This window comes from Paraburkholderia rhizosphaerae, from assembly GCF_004366595.1.
Classification (GTDB): domain Bacteria; phylum Pseudomonadota; class Gammaproteobacteria; order Burkholderiales; family Burkholderiaceae; genus Paraburkholderia; species Paraburkholderia rhizosphaerae.
This window is the reverse complement of sequence record NZ_SORE01000028.1, coordinates 56,426-77,514: the sequence shown is the minus strand read 5'-3', so window position 1 is coordinate 77,514 and position 21,089 is coordinate 56,426. Positions and strand designations below refer to the sequence as shown.

Genomic DNA, 21,089 nt, shown 5'->3' with positions numbered 1-21,089 from the left:
GTTGCAATGCTTTCCCGCTGCGAATGTAGATATTTCGCGCCGGCCGCGCGCCGCGCGGAGCGCCGTGCATCGCCACCGCGCGGCCAGGTATAACGATTGCGGCCCGCATCAAGGCACGTCCATCCCACTCCACCCACGCGCGTCGAAGGAGCCGTCCATGCAGACCAACGACACAAACGATGTTCCCCGCAACGGCGATGGACCCGAACTCGACGTCAACCCGCCCGCTATCCAGCGCGTCGCGGTGACGTTCGATATCAACGGCGCGACACGCAGCTTCGACATCGAGCCGTGGACCACGCTGCTCGATCTGCTGCGCGAAACGTGCGGGCTCACTGGCACGCACAAGGGCTGCGACCACGGGCAATGCGGCGCGTGCACCGCGATTGTCGGCGGCCAGCGGATCAATACGTGCCTCGCGCTCGCCGCGGTGTACGACGGTGCGTCGATCACGACCATCGAAGGTCTCGCGCAAGGCGGCACGCTGCATCCGATGCAGCAGGCATTTATCGATCACGACGCGTTCCAGTGCGGCTACTGCACGCCCGGGCAGATCTGTTCGGCGGTCGCGTTGCTCGACGAAGGCGAATTGCACTCGCGCGATGAGATTCGCGAGGCGATGAGCGGCAATCTGTGCCGTTGCGGCGCTTACGTGAATATCGTCGCGGCGATCGAACAGGTGGCCGGTTTGCGTGATCGCGCCGGTGAACGCGATAGCCAATCCGCGCAATCGCAAGCGCAATCGCACGCTCCATCACACCCGCAAGGCCACCCGCCGAAAGGAGCCCGCGCATGAACCGCTTTTCGTACGCAAGGGCCTCCGACGTCAGCGACGCGCTCGCGCAGCATCGCAGCGCGCCGCACGCCGCATTCGTCGCCGGCGGCACGAACCTGGTCGATCTGATTCGTGTGAATGTCGAACGTCCGGACTGCCTGATCGACATTACGCGGCTGCCGCTGAAATCGATCGACGCGACGCCTGAAGGCGGTCTGCGCATCGGCGCGCTCGTCACGAATAGCGCGGCGGCGCGCGAGCGCACGATCGTCGAACGTTATCCGCTGCTGTCGAAGGCGATTCTCGCCGGTGCATCCGCGCAGATCCGCAATGCGGCGACGATCGGCGGCAACCTGCTGCAACGCACGCGCTGCGCGTACTTCTACGACCCGGGCCTGCCGTGCAATAAACGCGAGCCGGGTAGTGGCTGTCCGGCGCTCGAAGGCGTGAACCGGATGCACGCGATTCTCGGTGCGAGCGAACATTGCATTGCCGTGCATCCGTCGGATATGTGTGTCGCGCTGTCCGCGCTCGATGCAAGCGTGCATACCGATGGCCCGAACGGGCCGCGTGCGATTCCGTTCGCGGACTTCCACCGGCTGCCGGGCGAGCGGCCTGAGATCGATACCAACCTCGCACCCGGCGAGATCGTCACCGCGGTCGAATTGCCGGCCGCGGGCTTCGCGACGCATCACGCGTATCTGAAGATTCGCGAGCGCGCGTCGTATGCATTCGCGCTGGTGTCGGTCGCGCTCGCGGTGGAGCTTGACGGCGACGCGATGCGCGACGTGCGCTGCGCGCTGGGTGGCGTCGCGCACAAACCCTGGCGCGACTTCGAAGCCGAAGCGATGTTGCGCGGCATGCCGCTGTCGGCCGCTATCGTGCGCCGCTTCGCGGGTGCGCTGGTGCGCGCTGCGCATGGCCGGCGCGGCAACGCGTTCAAGATCGAACTGGTGACGCGCGCGGTGGTGCGCGCTTTCGAAATCGCCACGCAGCGCGACTGCAGGAGTGAATGACATGACGGTTGAGGAAATCGCAAACCGGCGTGCGGCCGATGCAGGCGCAACAGACGATGCGACGCGCACCACCGGCACACCCGTCAATCGTGTGGACGGCACGCAGAAGGTGACGGGCGCCGCACGCTATGCGGGCGAGTTCGCGGCGGACGGGCTGTTATACGGCTTTGTCGTATCGAGCACGATTGCGAGCGGCCGCGTGCTATCGATCGACACGTCCGCGGCGCTCGAAACGCCGGGCGTGCTGCTTGTGCTCACCCACGAGAATCGCGGGGAGCTACCGCTGATGGATGCGTACTACAAGGATGCGATCGCGCCGGGCGGTATGCCGTTCAGGCCGCTATGGGACGATCGCATCTGGTACAGCGGCCAGCCGGTCGCGCTGGTGGTCGCGCAATCGCTCGAACTCGCGCGGCACGCTGCCTCGCGCGTCAACGTGCGCTACGAGCACACGCCGCACTGCACCGAACTTGATCGCGTGATCGGCGATGCGTATCCGCCGTCGCAGGATAAGGGCGGTTTCGAGCCGCCTCCACCGCCGCGCGGCGATGCGGCCGACGCGTACGCGCACGCGCCGGTGCGCGTGAACGAGTTCTATACGACGCCGATCGAGTTTCATAACCCGATGGAGATGCACGGCTGCACGGTCGTGCCCGATAGCGCGGGCCGTTTGACTGTCTATGAAAAGACGCAGGGCGTGCAGAACACGCACCAGTATCTGACGAAGCTGTTTGGCTTCAACGCGGACGACGTGCGCGTCGTCTCGCCGTTTGTCGGCGGCGCATTCGGATCGGGCTTGCGGCCGCAATACCATCTGACGCTCGCGGTGATGGCCGCGCTCGATCTGAAGCGGCCGGTGCGGGTCACGCTGACGCGTCAGCAGATGTTCACGTTCGCGCATCGGCCGCAGTCGATCCAGCGCGTCGTGCTCGCCGCGGCACGCAACGGACGTCTGGCCGCCGTCGTGCACGAGGCGGTCGCGGAGACCTCGCTGTACGAAGACTATTGCGACGTCATCGTCAACTGGGCCGGCCGGCTGTATGCGTGCGACAACGTGCGACTCGGCTACAAGGTCGCGAAGCTCAATCTGCCGACGCCTGGCGATATGCGCGCGCCCGGCGCGACGCAAGGGCTTTTCCCGCTCGAAGCGGCGATGGACGAACTGGCGGTCGCGTTGAGAATGGACCCGTTGCGGCTGCGCCTGATCAATTACGCGGAGCGCGACGCGAACAAGGACCTGCCGTTCTCGAGCAAGGCGCTGCGCGAGTGCTACGAACGCGGCGCCGCGCGCTTTGGCTGGGCCGCGCGGCCGCTCGCGCCGCGCTCGATGCGCGATCGCAACGAAATGGTCGGCTGGGGCATGGCGACCGGCATCTGGGAAGCGCTGCAGGTGCCGGCTAGCGCTCGCGTCGTGATCACGCGCGACGGCCGTGCACATGTATCGAGTTCGACTGCGGACATCGGCACCGGCACCTATACCGCGATGACGCAGATCGCGGCCGATGCGCTGCATGCGCCGCTCGATACTGTGCGCTTCGAACTCGGCGACTCGACGCTGCCGCAAGCGCCAGTCGAAGGCGGATCGTTCACGGTGTCGTCGGTCGGCAGCGCGGTGCATGCGGCTTGCACGCAGTTGCACGAGCGGCTCGTTGCGCTTGCGCGCGAGTACGGCGGTCCGTCATTCGCGCAGGCCGGCGCCGGCGAAGTGCGGCGCGACGGCGCGGATCTGATCTGCGGCGCGGGCGACGACCATCGTGTATCGATCGACGAATTGATGACGCGCGCTGGTGTGAATCAGCTTGAGGAGCAAGCGACGGTGAAGCCCGAAGAGCGCCAGAAGCAATATTCGATGGGCACGCACTCGGCGGTGTTCGCGGAAGTGCGCGTCGATGAGGCGCTCGGCATCGCGCGTGTGACGCGCGTGGTCAGTGCGGTCGCGGCGGGACGCATCGTCAATCCGAAGACCGCGGCGAACCAGATCGCGGGCGGCGTCGTGTGGGGCATCGGAATGGCATTGCAGGAAGAGGCGCAGATCGATCACACGTTTGGCCGCGTGATGAATCACGATCTCGCCGGTTATCACTTCCCGGTGAACGCGGATGTGCACGATATCGACGTGCTGTTCGTCGATGAGGAGGACGACGTGGTGAATCCGCTCGGCGTAAAGGGTGTCGGCGAGATTGGCGTGGTCGGTGTGGCCGCGGCGATTGCCAATGCGATCTGGCACGCGACGGGTAAGCGTATTCGCGATTTGCCGATTACACCGGACAAGTTGCTCGCGTAGTTGCCGGAACGCCGTCGGCGCGCCGCGCGGCGTTCGATGCGCGGCGGGTGGCCGCCCCGCGGGTGGCCGCCCGCGGGTGGCTGCTCCGGGAATCGCCGCCCGTTACAACGGCATGCCGCCCACCTTCGGCGAAATTGTGCTGCCGCGATCCGGGTCTTCGATCGGTTCGTCGGGTATCGCGGAGCGTGTCGATGCAGGCGGATGCTGTTGGCAGCAGTGGTCGACCGCGGTGTCGGCGACGCAGCGCTGGAATGCGTCGGCGTCGCTTTTTGCGGCGAACGTGTAGAGGGTTTGCTCGACCTGCACGTCGGTGTCGGAGTGGCGGATGGTGGTGATACTCATGGTGGCCCCCGTTGTCGGATACGTCGTCGGGTAGACACCGGTGACGCGCAACGCGCGTACCTGGCGATTCGCGCCAAGGCGTGGCGAAGCATGCCGCGGATCGCGGTCCGGTTGTTGCTGCACTGTCGGGGTATTCCGACGTTCAGGAGCCGATGATGCGACCAGACAACGACGCAAAAGACGACCCAAAGGAAGACCTGAAGGACAACTCGACCCGCGATCGGGAACGCGACACCTGTCGCGACGATGCCCGTGACGAACGCGCGATGCAATCGCCGCAATCGCCGCAATCGCCGCAATCGCCGCGACCCGGCGGAGGACCGCAGCCACGCGCCACCGAAGCGACGAAGCACGCAAACCCGCCGCGCTCGAGCCGGCATCCGGAGCAAACCGCCGAAGTGCCGCACGGTACCGGCAATCATGCGGAGCCGCCGGGCGGCGGAGGCCGGCCATCGCAGCGTCGAAAGCCAGGCGATACGCGCAAGCCGTGAACCGCGAACGGTAGCACGCAAGCCGTCACACCCAAGCGGTAACACGCGACCCCTGCAAGGAGGACATGATGCAGCCAGATCAAACACCGCTATCGCCTGGCGACGAAGGCCCGCCGGATGCGCCGGGCGTAGGCGAAGACCTGTGTAGTGCGTGCCATGGCACCGGCACGGTCGAGGGCAAGCGCTGCGAGATATGCGGCGGCACCGGCAAGGTGCTGCAGGGCATCGGCGGCGGCTAAGCGGCTGCAAGACCGGCTGCAAGACCGACCGTACCGCGCAGGTGGCATTTTCAGTGGAGGAAACGAATGGAATTGCAGAACAAAACCGCGCTCGTCACGGGCGCGGGATCGGGCATCGGCAAGGCGAGCGCGCTGCGCCTCGCGGCCGCGGGCGCGCGCGTGATCGTGCACGCACATAGGGATGACGAAACGCGCGCGACCGTCGATGAAATCGTGCATCAGGGTGGCGATGCATTTGGCTTTACCGCCGACATCCGCGACGATTCGGGCTTCGGACAGGAACTCGATCACGCGCTGTCGCAAAGCGGCAGGCTCGATATCGTCGTGGCGAATGCGGGCATCAACGGCGTCTGGGCGCCGATCGACGAACTGAAACCCGCCGAATGGGATAACACGATCAATACGAACCTGCGCGGCGCGTATCTGACGCTGCATCTGACGGTGCCGCATCTGAAGCGCGCAGGCGGTGGCTCGATCGTGATCATTTCGTCGATCAACGGCACGCGCATCTTCAGCCACGGCGGCGCATCCGCGTATTCGACCACGAAGGCCGGCTTACTCGCGCTCGGCAAGATGACCGCGCTCGAATTGGCCAAACACAAGATACGCGTGAACGTGGTATGCCCAGGCAAGATCGACACCGATATCGACGAGAACACCCAGGTGCGCTCGGCCGATGAAGCGTCGGAGCAGGCGCAGTATCCGGCGGGCAAGATTCCGCTGACCGACGGCAAGGCCGGCAGCGGCGACGATATCGCCGATATGGTCGTGTATCTGTCGTCGGAACGTGCGCGTTTTATTACCGGCACGCCGGTATGGATCGACGGCGGGCAGTCGCTGCTGGTCGGTTAGGCGGGCGTTCACGAAGAACAATCCGGGAGACACGCGATGCATGCGTCTTCGCATCCGCGAACGATGCTGAGCAGGCGGACCTCACTGACGACCGCGGCGCTCGTGCTCGGCGTGCTGTATGCGGGCAGTCCGCTGCTGACGCCGCTTTATCCGCTCTATCAGCAGGCGTTCGGTATTTCGGAACTGATGGTCACGCTAATTTACGCAGCGTATGTGATCGGCAATCTGGGCGCGCTGTTCGCATGTGGTCGCGTGTCCGACGAGGCAGGGCGGCAGCGCGTCAGTCTGAGCGTGCTGGCGGTGGCGGTCGTCAGCACGCTGCTGTTTCTGTTCGCGACGACACCGGCATGGCTTTTTGTCGCGCGCGCCGCATGCGGGCTCGCGATCGGCGTCGGCGCGGCAACGGCCACCGCGTGGATCGCCGAACTGCATCCTGCGAAAGACAACGCCGCGGCGAGCCGGCTTGCGGCGGCGGTCAATCTCGCGGGGCTCGCCGGCGGTGTGCTGGTCGCGGGGTTGCTCGCCGAGTTCGTGCGATGGCCGCTGCGCACCGTGTTTGTCGTCTATCTGGTCGTACTCGCTGCAACAGTGGCACTCACCGCATTCGCGCGGGAAACCGTGGCGCATCCGGCAACGCGACTCGCAGACATGTCGTTCAAGCCGCGTATCGGCGTGCCGGCGCAAATCAGGCTTGCATTCGTCGCGACGGCGTTCACGGCCTTTGCGACGTTTGGGTTGCTGGGGTTTTATGCGGCGCTGCTGCCGAACCTGCTGCAAAACAGCATGCATCAGCACAGTCCCGCGTTAAGCGGGGCGGTGGTCGCCGAACTGTTCGCGGTGAGCACGCTCACCGTGCTCGTCACGCGTACGTTATCCGCGCGCGCAGCGATGTCGGCCGGGTTGTGGTTGCTGCCACCGAGTCTCGCGCTTTTGCTGTGGGCGCAGGTCGAAGGATCGATTGCGTGGCTGATCGCGGCGACCGCGTCAGGCGGCGTCGCAGCGGCGCTCGGATTTCGCGGAAGCTTGCAGGAAGCGAACCGGATCGCGCCTGCGGAAAAGCGCGCGGAATTGCTGTCGGCGTATCTGCTGTGCTGCTACACCGGCAACTCGGTGCCGGTGGTCGGCACCGCGGTGCTGACGCGTCGTGTCGGGCATCTGTGGGCCGACGTCGCATTCGCGGGGGTGTCGGCCGCGCTGGCGGTGATCGCGCTGATTATCAGCGGTCGGCAACGCGAGCGGCACGCGACTTGAGTCGCACGCGAAGAGGCGCGAATTGGCGTCGCGCACCGGTTAGCTGCCGGCAAGCTCGCGCGCGGCATTGATCAGCGCGACATGAGACAACGTCTGCGGAAAATTCCCGCAGAGCCGCTTCCTGCACGTGTCGTATTCCTCAGCGAGCAGACCGACGTCGTTGCGCAACGCGAGCACGCGCTCGAAAATCTCGCGCGCCTCATCGCGACGCCCCTGCCGATGCCGAACCTGCGCGAGCCACAAGCTACACGCGAGAAACGCACCTTCTCCTGGTTCGCCTGAAGCGGGTCCCGCCGCGCTTGCGAGCCCATCGGTGCGGTAGCGCAACACCAGACCGTCAGTCATCAGATTGCGCTCGATCGCACGGACGGTCGCTTCAATGCGCGGATCGTCCGCGGGCAGAAAACCAAACAGTGGCAACAACAGCAGACTCGCATCGAGCCGCTCGCTGCCGTACGACTGCGTGAATGCATTCGCGTGCGCGTTGAAGCCGTGCGCAAGCACATCGTCGCGTATTGCCGCCGCAAGCCGCTTCCATCTGCCGACCGGCGCGCAGCGATCGCACTCGCGGGCGCTGCGGATCGCGCGATCGACCGCGACCCACATCATCACCTTCGACAACGTGAAGTGGCGTCGCTCGTCGCGAAACTCCCATAGCCCGTTGTCCGGTTGCCGCCAGATCGCTTCGACATGATCGATCAGCCCGCGCTCGAGCACCCACGCGTCGTCGTCCGGCGGCATGCCCTGCTGGCGCGCGACATACAGCGCATTCATGATTTCACCGTAGATGTCATGTTGCGCTTGCCCGACCGCTGCGTTGCCGAAGCGTACCGGGCGCGAGTTTTCGTAGCCGCGCAGCGGCGTGCATTCCCATTCGGCGATATGACGCGCGCCATCGGCCGTGTACATGATCTGCGTTTGCGACGGATGCCCGGCAATCGCGCGGACCAGCCAGTCCCGCCACGCTTGCGCTTCGTGTTCGAAACCGGCGCACGCGAGCGCCAGCATCGTGAAGCTCGCGTCGCGCAGCCAGCAATAGCGGTAGTCCCAGTTGCGGTGTCCGCCGATATGCTCGGGCAGCGACGTGGTCGGCGCGGCGACGATGCCGCCGGTCAGCCGGTTCGATAGTCCTTTCAGCGTGACGAGCGAGCGCAGCACCGCATCCGCATCCGGTCCGCGTCCGCGGTGCTGATCGGACCACTGCCGCCAGAAGCGCAGCGTCGCATCGAGCGATTGCGTCGCATCCACCCGCGCGGGCGGTGGCTCATGCGACCGGCAGCAGGTCAGCGTGAATTGCGCAAGCTCGCCGACGGACAGTTCAATCGAACTGCGAATATGCGCGGCGCTCACCGATGACATCGATGGCGGGCCGGTCATATCGAACCATAGCGCCCAAGGGCCGCTCACCGCGGCAACCCGGTCATCGAGGCGGCGGTGCCACGGCAGCGCATGTCCGTAGTTGAAGCGCACGGCCAGATCGCTGTTGATACGTGCGCGGCCAGCCGCGCACGCGACGCAGCGTATTTGCCGGACCACGCGCGCGGGCGTCGCCGCCCATTCCATCCAGTCGACCAGTTCAAACGTGCCAGTCGACGTTTGAAGCGTGGTTTCGAGCACCAGCGACGCGCCGAGATAGCGGCGGCGCATCGCGATCAGCGGATCATCGGGCGCGATTCGCCAATAACCGTTTTCCGGGCCGCCGATCAATGCCGCAAAACATGGGCTCGATTCGAACGACGGCCAGCACAACCAGTCGATCGAACCGTCGATGCCGGCGAGCGCGGCACTCTGGCCATCGGCAAGCAGCGCGTAGTCTTCGATGCGCAATGGCATGATCACACCCGGCGCCGCAGCAGACCGACACACACCGTCGCGATCGTTGCGATCGTCGCGGCCGCAAGCAAGGCGACACCGCGATGCGTATCGACCCATAATGCGGGACTCCACGACGCCGCGACCGCATCGAATCGTCCATGCACGCGGTGCAGGTCGCTGACCGGGTTCCACAGATTCGACGGTTGCGCATCGCCGGAGATCTGCTTGTCCTGCTGCGCGTCGACGCCGGTGCGTCCCAGGTAGCGATCGAGCAGACCCGGTATCCACTGGTTCGCGACGATCGCCTTGATCGACGAGCTACCGACCCACACTTCACGGCGCCGGTGTGTCGCGGCCCACCAGATTGCGCGCGCCGCGACTTCCGGCTGGAAAATCGGCGCGACCGGCCGGGGCGCATGCGCCATCCTGTTTTCGGCCCAGTCGAACTGCGGCGTGTTCAACGCGGGCATCTGCACCATCGTCACGTGAATGCGGCTCTTGCGATGATGCAGTTCGCAGCGCAACGCGTCAGTGAAGCCGCGTATCGCATGCTTGGCGCCGCAGTACGCGGATTGCAGCGGAATCGAACGGTACGCGAGCGCGGAACCGACCTGAACGATCACGCCGCGATCGGTTCGCATCATCCGCTTCAGCGCGGCCATGGTTCCCCAGACGAAGCCGTGATACGTGACGTTGGTCACGCGCGCGAATTGCTCATGTGATAGTTCGTCGATTGGCGCGAACGCGGTCACCATCGCGTTGTTCACCCACACGTCGATCGGTCCGAGACGCGCTTCGATCGACTCCGCGGCCGCCTCGACCGCTCGCGCGTCGCTGACGTCGAGCTTGATCGACAGCACGCGCACGCCGGCGGCCCGCACTTGCTGCGCGGTGTCGTGCAGCGCATCGGCGTCGCGCGCGAGCAGCGCGATATCGGCGCCGTGAGATGCGAATTCCAGTGCGGTCGCGCGCCCGACACCCGCGGTGGCGCCGGTGATCACGACGGTTTTCGGTGTTCGGATTCGGCCCACGATAAAACCCTCCCTGGTCTTCTATTCGTTGCGGTCCCGACACTGCGGGCGCGTCGTTTTGTGCATCTGCCGCGCGTGTGCCTCTACAATTCGCCGCGCGCAGCCAGCGCCGCAATCCGGTCGGCGGTGCGGCATGCGATCGCCTGAATCGTCAGCGACGGGTTTACGCCGCCGACAGTCGGGAACACCGACCCGTCGCAAATCCACAGATTCGGAATGTCCCAGCTGCGGCAATCGGCGTTGACGACGCTGGTCGCCGGGTTATCGCCCATGCGCGCGGTGCCGTTCAGATGGCAGGTATCGTCGTGCTGCGCCCAGATGCGTTTTGCACCGGCCGCGCCGAGTGCATCGGTCATAAAGCCGAGCGCGTGCGAGATCAGCCGCCGGTCGTTATCGCAGTAGCTCCACGTGACCCGCGCGACCGGTAGGCCGTATTGGTCTTTTTCATCGGCGAGCGTCACGCGGTTGCGTTCCTGCGGCATCGTCTCGCCGACGATCTTCAGGCCCGCCTGATGGTTGTACTGCTGCATTTCGTCGAGTAGGGCCTGCCCCCAGATGCCGCGGCCCAGTTGCGTCTGCGCCCACACGAGCGGCAAAGGCCCCTGACTCATGTACGCGTAGCCGCCGAAGAAGTCCTTGCCCTTGTCGGTATAGTTCCAGTGCTCGGTGATCGCGAGCGACGGCGGTCCCTTGTACCAGCGTATTTCGTCATCCATCACACCCCAGACCGCCTGGTTCGACTGCACCATCAGGTTTTTGCCGACCAGCCCCGAACGGTTCGCGAGCCCGTCGGGGAAGCGGTCGTTGGCGGACATCAGCAACAGACGCGGTGTTTCGATCGCGTAGCCGGCCACCACGACATGACGCGCGCGCTGAAACTGCCAGCGGCCTTCACGCCAGTACTCGACACCGGTTGCGCGCCCAGCCGGATTCACATCGATGCGGCCGACCATCGCGAGATCGCGGATTTCCGCGCCGGCCGCCACCGCGCGCGGAATCCACGTGACCAGCGCGCTCTGTTTCGCGTTGGTCGCGCAACCGGATACGCAAAAGCCGCGGTACACGCACGGATGGGCTTTGCCGCGCGGCGCCGAAACGGTCGCGAGCGGCGTCGGGCACCAGCCGATGCCCAACGCGTCGGCGCCGCGCGCGAGCACCAGCGCGGCCGCATTCATCTCGTGCGCGCGATACGGGTAGCGCGGCCGCTTCGGTCCCCACGGATAGCGGACCGGCCCGGAGATCTTCAGCGCATCTTCGACATACGTGTAGTAACGCCACATTTCCTGCCAGTCGAGCGGCCAGTCCGCGCCGTAGCCGAGCAGCGTGCGGGACTTGAAGCATTCGGGCCGCAAGCGCAGCGACACCATCGCGAAGTGCACGGTGCTGCCGCCGACCGCCTTGCCGCTATTGTTCGCGCCGAGCACGAGCGGGTCGTCGCCGTCGACAATGCGCTCGTCGGTCCAGTACAGCTTCGCCTGATGCAGTTCGTCCGATGCGAACTCTTCGAGCGGCCGCCACCACGCACCCGCGTCGAGCGCGACGACCTTGAAGCCTTTTTCGGCGAGCCGGCACGCGAGCGTGCCGCCACCCGCGCCAGTGCCGACGATCGCAAAGTCGACTTCTTCGTGCGGCGGATACTCGCGCATCGACACCCAGCCGCCGCGCGTAAAGACGTCCGGCGCGCGGCCGTGCTTGCCGCGTGGAACGCGTAGCGCGTCATCGAGCACGATGCTTCTCCGGTGCCCGATTTCGCGGTGTGTTTTGCGTTGCAGCGTCCGCCGCCGCTTCTTTCGCCTCCCACGGGTCGCGCCGGTTGAACACCATGCGCACATAGCCGCGCGGATTCGCCGGCCCGCCGAAGCCGATGTCGCTCCATGCGGACGGATGCGCATAGTAGGTCGTGCAGATGTCGTGCAGCACGCGCTGGCTGAAGAACAGTTTCGACGGCATGCTCTGCCATGCGTCGCGCGTCAGCGTGCCGTGCTCCATTGCGTGCACGATGCGGACCCGCGCGGGTTCCTCGAGATCGGCGAATGCTGCGTGATAACGGTGATGGCTTTCGTCGTCGATGGCCGCAAGACCGATGCGCCATGCCTGCTGCAACGCGGGTAGCCGTGCGTTGCGATATCCGTCGCTTTTACCGCGCGCGATCTTGCGGTCGACCAGCGCAGCAAGCGGCACGGGCGGCCGCTGCCTGGCGGACGCAGAGGGCGAACCGGATGGTTCATCCGCCTGCGGGATGATGATCGAGCACAACGCGCGCAACACGCGCCACTCGGCGGGACTGCACCACGCGGGTTCGTCCCGGGTCGCGATGCGATCGCCGATCACGGCGCGCGTCGCTTCGTCCCATGACGGTGAGTCGCGCTTTTCCAGCACGTCGTAGTCCGGATAGGCGGGAAGCGAGCGATCGTCATTCATGTTCTGTCCTCCTTAAACGCAGCGCGGCCAGGCCAGCGATCGCGAGCGCGGTGAAACTGGGTGGCGCGGGCAACGGCGGTCCGGCGAGAATGTTTTGCGACCAGTTGCGCCAGCCGCCCTGGCTGCGCGCGATGCCGCGCGCGTGGAACAGCGTGCCGACCACACCTAGCGCCGCGGTCACGCGCAGCCAGATGCGCGCGATCCAGTGATCGCGCGGCGGGGTCAGCGCCGCATGCGTGACCATTGCCGCGGCGAGCGGCGCGATCGTCACCGGCGCGTACATCGCGCGATGCTGGAAGGCGCCACGAAAATGCAGCAGACCGACTTCGGCGACCGTGCCGACCAGACCGATACCGGCTGCGAGCGCAAGCGCCTTTCCGGCAGGCATGCCAAACAGTCGCGGATCGAGCGCGGGTTCGTTGCGTAGCCGCTCGCCGACCGCACCCAGCGCGCCGGACAACAGCAACGACATCGGCGCGCCAAGTGGTGCGCCGTAAAAGAGGTTGTGCCAGCTGAATCCGCCGGGCCGTTTGGTCACGTTGTACAGGTGAAACGCGGTGCCCGCTGTGCCGGCGGCCGCTGCGGCGAGATAGACCGCGTGCCGGATGTCGTGGGACGCCTCCGTTTTGTCCTGGCCGCCGTGCAAGCCTGCAACCAGCGAGCACGCGGCGGACACGAGCGGCGTATACATCGCCGGGTTTTCGAACGAACCGCGATAGTGTTCGACGGCGCTATCGGCGAGCGCGGAAAACGCGAGCAGCGCGGAACCATGATTGAAGCCGCGCGCGGCATCGATGTGTATGCGCGACGCCGCATCCGGTGCGGCAGACAACGCCGCCGGACGACGCGGACGTTGCCCCGCCGCGCCGTTCTTTTGCGTGACCAGCACCGCGGCGCCTGACGCAGCGCACAGCGCGCCGAGCAGATATAACGTGGTTTTCGTCATCGTCAGACCGGTTCGCGTTCAAATGCAGGTTCAGAACGCGCTACGCCGCATAGCGTTGCGCGTCCTGACGTTTCAGTTCGAGTCCAAGGCCGGGGCGGCTTAAGTCCGGCGCAATGCAACCATCGGCGACGCGCGGTGCCCCGTCGAACAGCATCGACTCGATACGCGCATGGTCGTGAAACCATTCCTGGTGGCGCAGCCCCGCAACAGCGGCCGTCACGTGCAGGTGCAGCGCGGGTGCGCAGTGCGCGGACAGCGGCACATGGAATGCGTGCGCGAGCGCGGCGGCCTGCATAAAGCCGGTCACGCCGCCGCAACGGCTTGCGTCCGCCTGCAGCACATCGACCGCACCCGCTTCGAGCATCCGCCGGAAATAGTCTGCCGTGTAGCCGTATTCGCCGGCTGCGATCTGCATCCCCGGCGGGGCCGCGCGCCGGATCGCCGCGAGCCCGGCAAGATCGTCGGAGCTCACCGGTTCTTCAAACCATTGCACGTCTTGCGTTGCAACATCGGCCGCGAAGCGCAGCGCGGTTTGACGGTCGAATGCGCCGTTCGCATCGACGAACAGTCCAGCGTCGGGGCCGATCGCATCGCGTGCGCATTGCGCGCGTGCGGGGTCGCGCGCGGGATCGCTGCCGATCTTGATCTTGACCCAGCGGCATCCGTCGTCGCGCACCCAGTGCGTCAGCTGATCGCGCATCTGCTCGTCGGTGTACGTCGTAAAGCCGCCGCTGCCGTACACGGGCACACGGTCGCGCGCCTGGCCGAGCAGTTTCACGAGCGCAAGCTGCTGACGCTTCGCGTGTAGATCCCACAGCGCGCAGTCCAGCGCTGAAATCGCGGTGGCCGCGACGCCATCCCGGCCGATATTGCGCACACGTCGCTGCATCCGCAGCCATAGACGCTGCACGTCCGATGCGTCTTCGCCGAGCAGCACCGGCGCCAGCGTCTGGCGAATCAGCGTGACCACACACGCATCGTTGTAGGTGTAACCGATGCCGGTAGCGCCGGCCGCCTCGATTTCGGCGACGACCAACGTCGTCGAGTTCCATTCGAGTGTGCCATCCGCCTCGGGGGCATCGGTCGGAATCGTGTACGCGTCTGCGACGACACGCGTGATCGGTGCCGCGGCGAAACGATCGTGGGCGCAAGAAGAAGCCGTGTCGTGCATGGTCGGTGGTTGATCGAAAGTCCGGGTTGCGAAAGCCGGGTTGCATCACTGACCGATCAGCAATCGATGTTCCCTTACAGCAGGGTTTCGCCCGCTTTGGCGCGACGCTTGCTGCGTGAGTCGGCAGTGGGTCGGCAAACAGCAGATCGCGTTATTCCCGCATCGCCGCACGCACAACTTCCCTTTTGCAGGAGGCATTCATGGCAATCACAGTGGGCGACTTTATCGTCGAAAGACTGCATCGATGGGGCGTCACGCGGATGTACGGCTACCCGGGCGACGGCATCAACGGCGTATTCGGCGCACTGAACCGTGCAGACGGGAAGATCGAATTCGTGCAGGCGCGCCATGAGGAAATGGCCGCCTTTATGGCGAGCGCGCACGCGAAATTCACCGGCGAACTCGGCGTGTGCATCGCAACCTCGGGACCGGGTGCGGCCCATCTGATCACGGGCCTTTACGACGCGAGACTGGATCACATGCCGGTGCTCGCAATCGTCGGTCAGCAGGCGCGCGCGGGATTGGGCGCGCATTATCAGCAGGAGGTCGATCTCGCCGCGATGTTCAAGGACGTGGCTGGCTCGTACGTGCAGCAAGCGAGTGTGCCGGCGCAGGTGCGGCATATGGTCGACCGCGCAATACGCATCGCGCTGTCGGAGCAACGTGTGACCGCGCTGATTCTGCCGAACGATCTGCAGGATCTCGAATACGAGGCGCCGCCACGCAAGCACGGCACCGCGCATTCCGGCATCGGGTATGCGAGGCCGACCATCGTGCCGACGCACGAACAGTTGCAGCGCGCGGCCGACGTGCTCAATGCGGGGCACAAGGTAGCGATGCTGATCGGCGCGGGCGCATTGCACGCGACCGATGAAGTGATCGAAGTGGCGAACCGGCTCGGCGCGGGCGTCGCGAAGGCGTTGCTCGGCAAGGCCGCGCTGCCGGACGATCTGCCGTGGGTAACCGGATCGATCGGCCTGCTCGGCACCAAGCCGAGCTACGAAATGATGACGACGTGCGACACGTTGTTGATGGTCGGCTCCGGCTTTCCGTATTCGGAGTTTCTGCCGAAAGAAGGCGACGCGCGCGGCGTGCAGATCGATCTGAAGGCCGACATGCTGAGCCTGCGCTACCCGATGGAAGTGAACCTGGTTGGCGATAGCGCGCAAACCTTGCGCGCGCTGCTGCCGCTACTCAACGAGAAAAGCAGCGACGCATGGCGTTCGAGGATCGGGCGCTGGACTGCCCGCTGGTGGGAAACACTCGACGAACGCGCGCATCAGCCGACGGAAAACGGTGTGAACCCGCAGCGCGCATTCACCGAGTTGTCGCCGCGGCTGCCCGATAACGTGATTCTGACCAGCGACTCCGGATCGTGTGCGAACTGGTATGCGCGCGATCTGAAGATTCGCCGCGGGATGATGGCGTCGCTATCGGGCGGGCTCGCGTCGATGGGCGCGGCGGTGCCGTATGCAATTGCCGCGAAATTCGCGTATCCGGGCCGCCCGGTGATCGCGATGGTCGGCGATGGCGCGATGCAGATGAACAATATGGCGGAGTTGATCACGGTGGCGAAGTACTGGAAACGGTGGGCCGATCCACGCTGGATCTGCATGGTGCTGAATAACGAAGACCTCAACCAGGTGACCTGGGAGCAGCGCGTGATGAATGGCGATCCGAAATTCAACGCGTCGCAGCAGATTCCGAACGTCCCGTATCACCGGTTTGCGGAATTACTGGGGCTGACCGGCATTTACGTCGACAAGGCCGAGAACCTGGGCGAAGCGTGGGAGGCCGCGCTCGCCGCGCAGCGGCCCGTCGTGCTGGAAGTGAAGTCCGATCCGGAAGTGCCGCCGTTGCCGCCTCATGTGACGTTGCAACAGGCGAAGACCTTTGCGCGCACGTTGATGGAAGGCGACCCGAAGGAGGGCAGTGTGATCGCCAATACCGCGCGCCAGGTGCTGGGTTCCGTCATTCCAGGCGGCAAGGACTAACAGTTCGCTTGCGGAACGGTGCGCAATCGCGTGATGCACTTACATCGGCCGCTGAACCGTTCGCCGCATGTGTAAATGTCGCGTCCAGATGTAAATCGTACGCAGCCCTGCAACTGGGGCGAGCGTGGCCCGGCGGGTTCCGCGTGCACGCGCATTCGTGCGCGGCACGCACGGGCGAGCCCGTTTCTTGCTGCATGCGAAGCGGGCGCGTCACGTCGCGGTATGCAGACATCGACATGGGGTCCGGGCGGATGCAATCGAAGGCAATAGAGGCGCAATACGATGGCGCCGACCTGCGTGACCATGCGCCTGCTGTCGGCGGGGGCGTCGTTGTCCGGGCTGTTGTCCGCCGTCACGCTTTGAGCGCGCTACTGCTACTTTCTGGTTTGGCGTCGATCGCCGTGGCGGCCGACGCGCGTGGCGCGCCGCTTAACTATTTTCTGCATGCGGCGGGTCCCGCCGCCGCACCGACGATGCATCTCGGCTGGGCGCTAACCGCGCTATCGATGGCCGTCATTGCGATCGTCGCGGTGCTGCTGGCGATTGCAATCGCGCGCCGTCGCCGCGCGCAGTCCGACGGCACGCACGTACCCGGCGAGACCGGCGCGTTGCGCTGGATCTACATCGGCACCGGCATTTCATCGGTGCTGCTGATCGCGGCGCTAGCGTACACGCTGGTCACGCTCGATTCCGTTGCCGCCCCGCCGCGCGCGCCTTCGATCATCCTGACCGTCACTGCGTACGACTGGTGGTGGAAGGTCGAATACAGCGATGCGGACGGCGGCCCGGCGTTGGCCACGGCTAACGAAATCCACATTCCGGTCGGTGAGCCGGTAAAGATCGTGCTGAAGAGCGCGGACGTCATCCACGCGTTCTGGGTGCCGCATCTAGCCGGCAAGACGCAGACGATACCGGGGCAGATCAATGAGCAATGGATTCAGGCGGACGCGCCGGGTGTCTATCGCGGCCAATGCTCGCAGTTTTGCGGTGCGCAGCACGCGCACATGGCGTTCGAAGTGATCGCACAGGATCGTGCCGCGTTTGACGCATGGCGTAGCGCGCAAGCGAGGCCCGCTGTACCGGTATCTGCGGTGGAAAACGGGCTGGCGTCGCGTGGCCAGAAGCTATTCATCGAACGCTGCGCCGGTTGCCACACGGTGCGCGGCACCGACGCGAGCGGCGCGCAGGCACCCGATCTCACGCATCTGGATACGCGCAGGTTGATCGCCGCGGGCGCGATGACCAATACACGCGAGCATCAGCTCGACTGGATCCAGCACGCGCAACGGATCAAGCCCGATTCGCTGATGCCGGGCATTGCGCTGACGACCGACGAAACCGCAGCGTTATCCGCGTATCTCGCGACGCTGCATTGAAGGACACGTATTCCGATGGCCGACATGACCGATTCTTCTTCACCGCCTGCAGCGCCGCAACTCGACCGGGTTCTGACGCGCGGCGCGATTGCGCGCGGCAGCGCGGCCGAAGAACAGCTGCGCCAGTTATGGGAGACGCCGCCGGGCTGGCGCGGGTGGCTATCGACGGTCGACCACAAGCGCATCGGTATGCGCTATCTCGTGACCGCTTTTATCTTTCTGATTCTCGGCGGCGTCGAAGCGCTGATCATGCGCGTGCAACTCGCGCAGCCGAACGCGACGGTGCTGACGCCGGAACAATACAACCAGCTGTTCACGATGCACGGCGTCACGATGATTTTTCTGTATGCGCTGCCGGTGCTGTCCGGTTTCTCGAACTATCTGTGGCCGCTGATTCTCGGCGCGCGCGATATGGCGTTCCCGCGGCTGAACGCGTTCTCGTACTGGGTGTTTTTATTCGCGGCGATCTTTCTGTATGCGAGCTTCCCGCTCGGCGAAGCGCCGAATTCGGGCTGGTTCAACTATGTGCCGCTGTCGGGCCTCGAATACAACACCGGGCCGAATATCGACGTGTACGCGCTCGGCATGGTGCTGCTCGGTATTTCGACCACGGTCGGCGCCGTGAACTTCGTCGTCACGTTGTTGCGAATGCGCGCGCCGGGCATGTCGCTCGATCGCATTCCGGTGCTGGTGTGGGGCACGATGACCGCGTCGTGCGCGAATCTGGCGGCGGTGCCGTCGGTGAGCCTCGCGTTTTTCCTGCTATGGATGGATCGGCGCGTCGGCACGCATTTCTTCGATGTCGCGAATGGTGGACGTGCGTTGCTGTGGCAGCACCTGTTCTGGATTTTCGCTCACCCTTGGGTCTACGTGGTCGTGCTGCCCGCGATGGGCATCGTGTCCGATGCATTGCCGGTGTTTTGCCGGCGGCCGCTAGTCGGTTACGGGCCGGTCGCATTGTCGACCGTCGCGACGATGATGATCGGCTTCGTCGTGTGGATTCACCATATGTTCGCCACCGGGCTGCCGGCGCTCGCGCTGTCGCTATTCGGCGCGGCTAGCATGGCGATCGCGATACCGAGTGCGATTGCAACCTTCGCGTGGATCGCGACGATCTGGCTCGGGCGGCCGGTGTTTCGCGTGCCGTTTTACTATTTCGCGGGCTTTGTGCTGCTGTTCGTGATCGGTGGCGTGTCGGGCGTGATGACGGCCGCGGTACCGTTCGACTGGCAACTCACTGATACCTACTTCGTCGTCGCGCATCTGCACTATGTGCTGCTCGGCATCAATGTTTTTCCGGTGATCGGCGGCGTGTACTTCTGGTTTCCGAAGTTCACAGGACGCATGATGAACGAACGCATCGGCAAGCTCGCGTTCTGGGTGATGTTTATCGGCTTCAATGTCGCGTTCTTTCCGATGCATATCGCAGGGCTGCTCGGTATGCCGCGGCGCATCTATACGTACGCGCCGGATATGGGCTGGAGCACCGTGAATCTGATTACGTCGGCGGGCTCGTTCGTGCTCGCGCTCGGCATTCTGATCTTTTTGTGCGATCTGTTTTACAGCTTGCGGCGCGGTGCGCCGGCCGGCGATAACCCTTGGGATGCCGGCACGCTCGAATGGTCGACGACGTCACCGCCGCCGCCGTATAACTTCGCGGTCGTGCCGACTGTCGCGAGCCGTCATCCGCTGTGGGAAGGGCGGATTGAAATTGCAGAGGAGGGGCAAAACGGCAAGCGCTCGTCGCTCGCGGAAGGATTCATTCTCGACCACGGCCGTGAAGCGCTCGGCACGACGGCGCTCGAAGCGCGGCCCGATGTGATCCTGAAGATGCCGGAAGACTCGTATACGCCGTTCATACTCAGTGTGTTCGCAACACTGTTTTTTGCGGCGCTTGCACTGCTCGCGTGGTGGTTCGCGGCCGCGATGCTGCTTGGCTGTGCGGCGTCGATCGTCATATGGCTGTGGCCTGAGCGCAGCCTGATCCAGCGCGAACCGCGGCGCGTGCACAACGCGCAGGCCTGATATGAGCGATATCGTCAGCGACACCTACCGCGAAGAAGTGCGACTGCCGGTCGGCAGCGCGGGCCAGCGCTCGGGCGGCTGGTTCGGCTGTCTCGCGCTGATCATCACCGAAGGGTCGCTGTTCGGCTATCTGATTTTTTCGTACTTGTATCTCGCGTCGCAAAGCGGCCGCATGTGGCCGCCCGAAGGCTTGCCGAAGCTTGGGCTCGGCGGCGCGAATACGTTGATCCTGCTATCGAGCAGCGTATTCGTGTGGTTGTGCGAGCGTTGCGTGAAGCGGCGGCGTTTGCGCTGGGCGGTCGCATCGATGGCGACTGCGCTGGTGCTGGGCGTGATCTTCGTCTGCATTCAGTTGAAGGAGTGGCGCGACCATCCGTATGGCTTGACTTCGCAACTGTACGGCTCGCTGTACTTCACGATTACCGGCTTTCATATGGCGCACGTGCTGGTTGGGCTGGTGGTGCTTGCGTTGTTGCTCGTATGGACCGCGCTGGGCTACTTCGATGAAAAGCGCTGCGTCGCGTTGACGATCGGCGGGTTGTACTGGCACTTCGTCGATCTTGTCTGGTTGTTTATTTTCACGACGATTTACCTGTCGCCGTATCTGCTGAGGGGGCGCGGATGAGTGGTACGCCAGCCCACGCACAGCCGGCAAACACGACGCCGCAGTACCATCCGTGGCGGCTGTCGATCGGCCTGCTTGGCACCGCGCTCGCGTGGTTCGCGCTGATGCTGATCGGCGAAGGGCTGACCGCCACCACGTGTGCATTGTCGGACCCGGTTCGCCCGGCTGCGCCGCCGTCGTGGGCGATGGTCGTGATGATCGCGTTAAGTGCCGTGTGCGTCGCGCTCGGTATCGCGGGTGCCGTGCTCGCGTGGCGCAATGTCGTGTTCACACGCGAGAAGCGCCAGCGTCCGCTCGAGGGTCGCGCGCGCAGGGTCGCTGAACTCGAATCGTTTCTCGCGAAGGTCGGCGCGCTGTGCAGCGCGATGTTCATGTTCGGCCTGATTGCGACCGTGCTTGCGGTCGCGATACTTGCGCCGTGTGGCCAATGGTGAC

The 21,089-nt window shown here is 65.0% G+C and carries 19 protein-coding genes; 12 read left to right on the top strand and 7 right to left on the bottom strand.

Annotation, left to right across the window (positions count from 1 at the left end):
• Window positions 1–157: 157 nt before the first annotated feature.
• The 3 genes from BX592_RS28140 to BX592_RS28130 are packed head-to-tail and all read left to right on the top strand — an operon-like array spanning window position 158 to window position 4,075.
• A complete protein-coding gene (locus tag BX592_RS28140) occupies window positions 158–796 on the top strand; it encodes a (2Fe-2S)-binding protein (RefSeq protein ID WP_134196561.1) in 639 nt (212 codons plus the stop codon).
• Window positions 793–1,791 carry an FAD binding domain-containing protein gene (locus BX592_RS28135; RefSeq protein ID WP_134196560.1) on the top strand — a complete coding sequence of 333 codons (999 nt, stop codon included), beginning with the start codon at window positions 793–795 and terminating at the stop codon, window positions 1,789–1,791. Before BX592_RS28140 ends, BX592_RS28135 begins: the two co-directional genes overlap by 4 nt.
• A gap of 1 nt (window position 1,792) precedes the next feature.
• Entirely contained in the window at window positions 1,793–4,075 is a 2,283-nt protein-coding gene (locus BX592_RS28130; RefSeq protein ID WP_134196559.1) for a xanthine dehydrogenase family protein molybdopterin-binding subunit, read from the top strand.
• Between the two features lie 102 nt (window positions 4,076–4,177).
• Here the strand turns inward: BX592_RS28130 and BX592_RS28125 are convergent, their stop codons facing one another.
• Entirely contained in the window at window positions 4,178–4,417 is a 240-nt protein-coding gene (locus BX592_RS28125; RefSeq protein WP_134196558.1) for a hypothetical protein, read from the bottom strand.
• A 155-nt stretch (window positions 4,418–4,572) separates the two neighbouring features.
• Here BX592_RS28125 and BX592_RS28120 point away from each other — a divergent pair, with 155 nt between their 5' ends.
• The 4 genes from BX592_RS28120 to BX592_RS28110 all read left to right on the top strand — a co-directional run bounded on the left by BX592_RS28120 (window position 4,573) and on the right by BX592_RS28110 (window position 7,250).
• On the top strand, window positions 4,573–4,908 hold the full coding sequence (locus tag BX592_RS28120; RefSeq protein ID WP_341804905.1) for a hypothetical protein: 336 nt from the start codon (window positions 4,573–4,575) through the stop codon (window positions 4,906–4,908).
• Between the two features lie 68 nt (window positions 4,909–4,976).
• Window positions 4,977–5,147, top strand: a complete 171-nt coding sequence (locus tag BX592_RS34040; protein ID WP_166676487.1) for a hypothetical protein — start codon at window positions 4,977–4,979, stop codon at window positions 5,145–5,147.
• 66 nt (window positions 5,148–5,213) lie between these two features.
• Entirely contained in the window at window positions 5,214–5,999 is a 786-nt protein-coding gene (locus tag BX592_RS28115) for an SDR family oxidoreductase (RefSeq protein ID WP_134196557.1), read from the top strand.
• A 36-nt stretch (window positions 6,000–6,035) separates the two neighbouring features.
• Window positions 6,036–7,250, top strand: coding sequence for an MFS transporter (locus BX592_RS28110; protein WP_243849764.1), 1,215 nt, complete (start codon window positions 6,036–6,038; stop codon window positions 7,248–7,250).
• Window positions 7,251–7,289: 39 nt separating this feature from the next.
• Here BX592_RS28110 and BX592_RS28105 read toward each other — a convergent pair whose 3' ends face one another.
• From BX592_RS28105 to BX592_RS28080, 6 genes are all read right to left on the bottom strand, one after another.
• A complete protein-coding gene (locus BX592_RS28105; RefSeq protein WP_134196556.1) occupies window positions 7,290–9,083 on the bottom strand; it encodes a glycoside hydrolase family 15 protein in 1,794 nt (597 codons plus the stop codon).
• 2 nt (window positions 9,084–9,085) lie between these two features.
• Complete coding sequence (locus tag BX592_RS28100; RefSeq protein WP_134196555.1) at window positions 9,086–10,096, bottom strand: SDR family oxidoreductase; 1,011 nt, start codon at window positions 10,094–10,096, stop codon at window positions 9,086–9,088.
• 83 nt (window positions 10,097–10,179) lie between these two features.
• The gene (locus BX592_RS28095) at window positions 10,180–11,823 is read right to left on the bottom strand and encodes a GMC family oxidoreductase (RefSeq protein ID WP_134196554.1); all 1,644 of its coding nucleotides are present in this window, start codon (window positions 11,821–11,823) and stop codon (window positions 10,180–10,182) included.
• The gene (locus BX592_RS28090) at window positions 11,813–12,517 is read right to left on the bottom strand and encodes a gluconate 2-dehydrogenase subunit 3 family protein (protein WP_134196553.1); all 705 of its coding nucleotides are present in this window, start codon (window positions 12,515–12,517) and stop codon (window positions 11,813–11,815) included. Before BX592_RS28090 ends, BX592_RS28095 begins: the two co-directional genes overlap by 11 nt.
• Window positions 12,510–13,463: a hypothetical protein gene (locus BX592_RS28085; protein ID WP_134196552.1), complete on the bottom strand. Its 954-nt coding sequence runs from the start codon at window positions 13,461–13,463 to the stop codon at window positions 12,510–12,512. Before BX592_RS28085 ends, BX592_RS28090 begins: the two co-directional genes overlap by 8 nt.
• Before the next feature lie 40 nt (window positions 13,464–13,503).
• A complete protein-coding gene (locus BX592_RS28080) occupies window positions 13,504–14,634 on the bottom strand; it encodes an enolase C-terminal domain-like protein (protein WP_134196551.1) in 1,131 nt (376 codons plus the stop codon).
• Between the two features lie 200 nt (window positions 14,635–14,834).
• On the opposite strand from BX592_RS28080, the gene BX592_RS28075 reads away from it, so the two are divergent.
• The 5 genes from BX592_RS28075 (at window position 14,835) to BX592_RS28055 (ending at window position 21,088) form a co-directional block, all read left to right on the top strand.
• On the top strand, window positions 14,835–16,628 hold the full coding sequence (locus BX592_RS28075; RefSeq protein ID WP_134196550.1) for a thiamine pyrophosphate-requiring protein: 1,794 nt from the start codon (window positions 14,835–14,837) through the stop codon (window positions 16,626–16,628).
• Window positions 16,629–17,029: 401 nt separating this feature from the next.
• Window positions 17,030–18,004 carry a cytochrome c oxidase subunit II gene (gene coxB / locus BX592_RS28070; protein ID WP_243849763.1) on the top strand — a complete coding sequence of 325 codons (975 nt, stop codon included), beginning with the start codon at window positions 17,030–17,032 and terminating at the stop codon, window positions 18,002–18,004.
• Between the two features lie 15 nt (window positions 18,005–18,019).
• Window positions 18,020–20,029, top strand: coding sequence for a cytochrome c oxidase subunit I (gene ctaD / locus BX592_RS28065; protein WP_134196548.1), 2,010 nt, complete (start codon window positions 18,020–18,022; stop codon window positions 20,027–20,029).
• 1 nt (window position 20,030) lies between these two features.
• The gene (locus BX592_RS28060) at window positions 20,031–20,654 is read left to right on the top strand and encodes a cytochrome c oxidase subunit 3 (protein ID WP_134196547.1); all 624 of its coding nucleotides are present in this window, start codon (window positions 20,031–20,033) and stop codon (window positions 20,652–20,654) included.
• Complete coding sequence (locus BX592_RS28055) at window positions 20,651–21,088, top strand: hypothetical protein (protein ID WP_134196546.1); 438 nt, start codon at window positions 20,651–20,653, stop codon at window positions 21,086–21,088. The genes BX592_RS28060 and BX592_RS28055 overlap by 4 nt, the downstream gene beginning before the upstream one ends.
• The last annotated feature ends 1 nt before the right edge of the window (window position 21,089 follow it).

Coding starts and splice junctions, on each gene's coding strand:
- BX592_RS28140 (WP_134196561.1), top strand. CDS start 158: ATGCAGACCAACGACACAAACGATGTTCCCCGCAACGGCGATGGACCC.
- BX592_RS28135 (WP_134196560.1), top strand. CDS start 793: ATGAACCGCTTTTCGTACGCAAGGGCCTCCGACGTCAGCGACGCGCTC.
- BX592_RS28130 (WP_134196559.1), top strand. CDS start 1,793: ATGACGGTTGAGGAAATCGCAAACCGGCGTGCGGCCGATGCAGGCGCA.
- BX592_RS28125 (WP_134196558.1), bottom strand. CDS start 4,417: ATGAGTATCACCACCATCCGCCACTCCGACACCGACGTGCAGGTCGAG.
- BX592_RS28120 (WP_341804905.1), top strand. CDS start 4,573: ATGCGACCAGACAACGACGCAAAAGACGACCCAAAGGAAGACCTGAAG.
- BX592_RS34040 (WP_166676487.1), top strand. CDS start 4,977: ATGCAGCCAGATCAAACACCGCTATCGCCTGGCGACGAAGGCCCGCCG.
- BX592_RS28115 (WP_134196557.1), top strand. CDS start 5,214: ATGGAATTGCAGAACAAAACCGCGCTCGTCACGGGCGCGGGATCGGGC.
- BX592_RS28110 (WP_243849764.1), top strand. CDS start 6,036: ATGCATGCGTCTTCGCATCCGCGAACGATGCTGAGCAGGCGGACCTCA.
- BX592_RS28105 (WP_134196556.1), bottom strand. CDS start 9,083: ATGCCATTGCGCATCGAAGACTACGCGCTGCTTGCCGATGGCCAGAGT.
- BX592_RS28090 (WP_134196553.1), bottom strand. CDS start 12,517: ATGAATGACGATCGCTCGCTTCCCGCCTATCCGGACTACGACGTGCTG.
- BX592_RS28085 (WP_134196552.1), bottom strand. CDS start 13,463: ATGACGAAAACCACGTTATATCTGCTCGGCGCGCTGTGCGCTGCGTCA.
- BX592_RS28080 (WP_134196551.1), bottom strand. CDS start 14,634: ATGCACGACACGGCTTCTTCTTGCGCCCACGATCGTTTCGCCGCGGCA.
- BX592_RS28075 (WP_134196550.1), top strand. CDS start 14,835: ATGGCAATCACAGTGGGCGACTTTATCGTCGAAAGACTGCATCGATGG.
- ctaD (WP_134196548.1), top strand. CDS start 18,020: ATGGCCGACATGACCGATTCTTCTTCACCGCCTGCAGCGCCGCAACTC.
- BX592_RS28060 (WP_134196547.1), top strand. CDS start 20,031: ATGAGCGATATCGTCAGCGACACCTACCGCGAAGAAGTGCGACTGCCG.
- BX592_RS28055 (WP_134196546.1), top strand. CDS start 20,651: ATGAGTGGTACGCCAGCCCACGCACAGCCGGCAAACACGACGCCGCAG.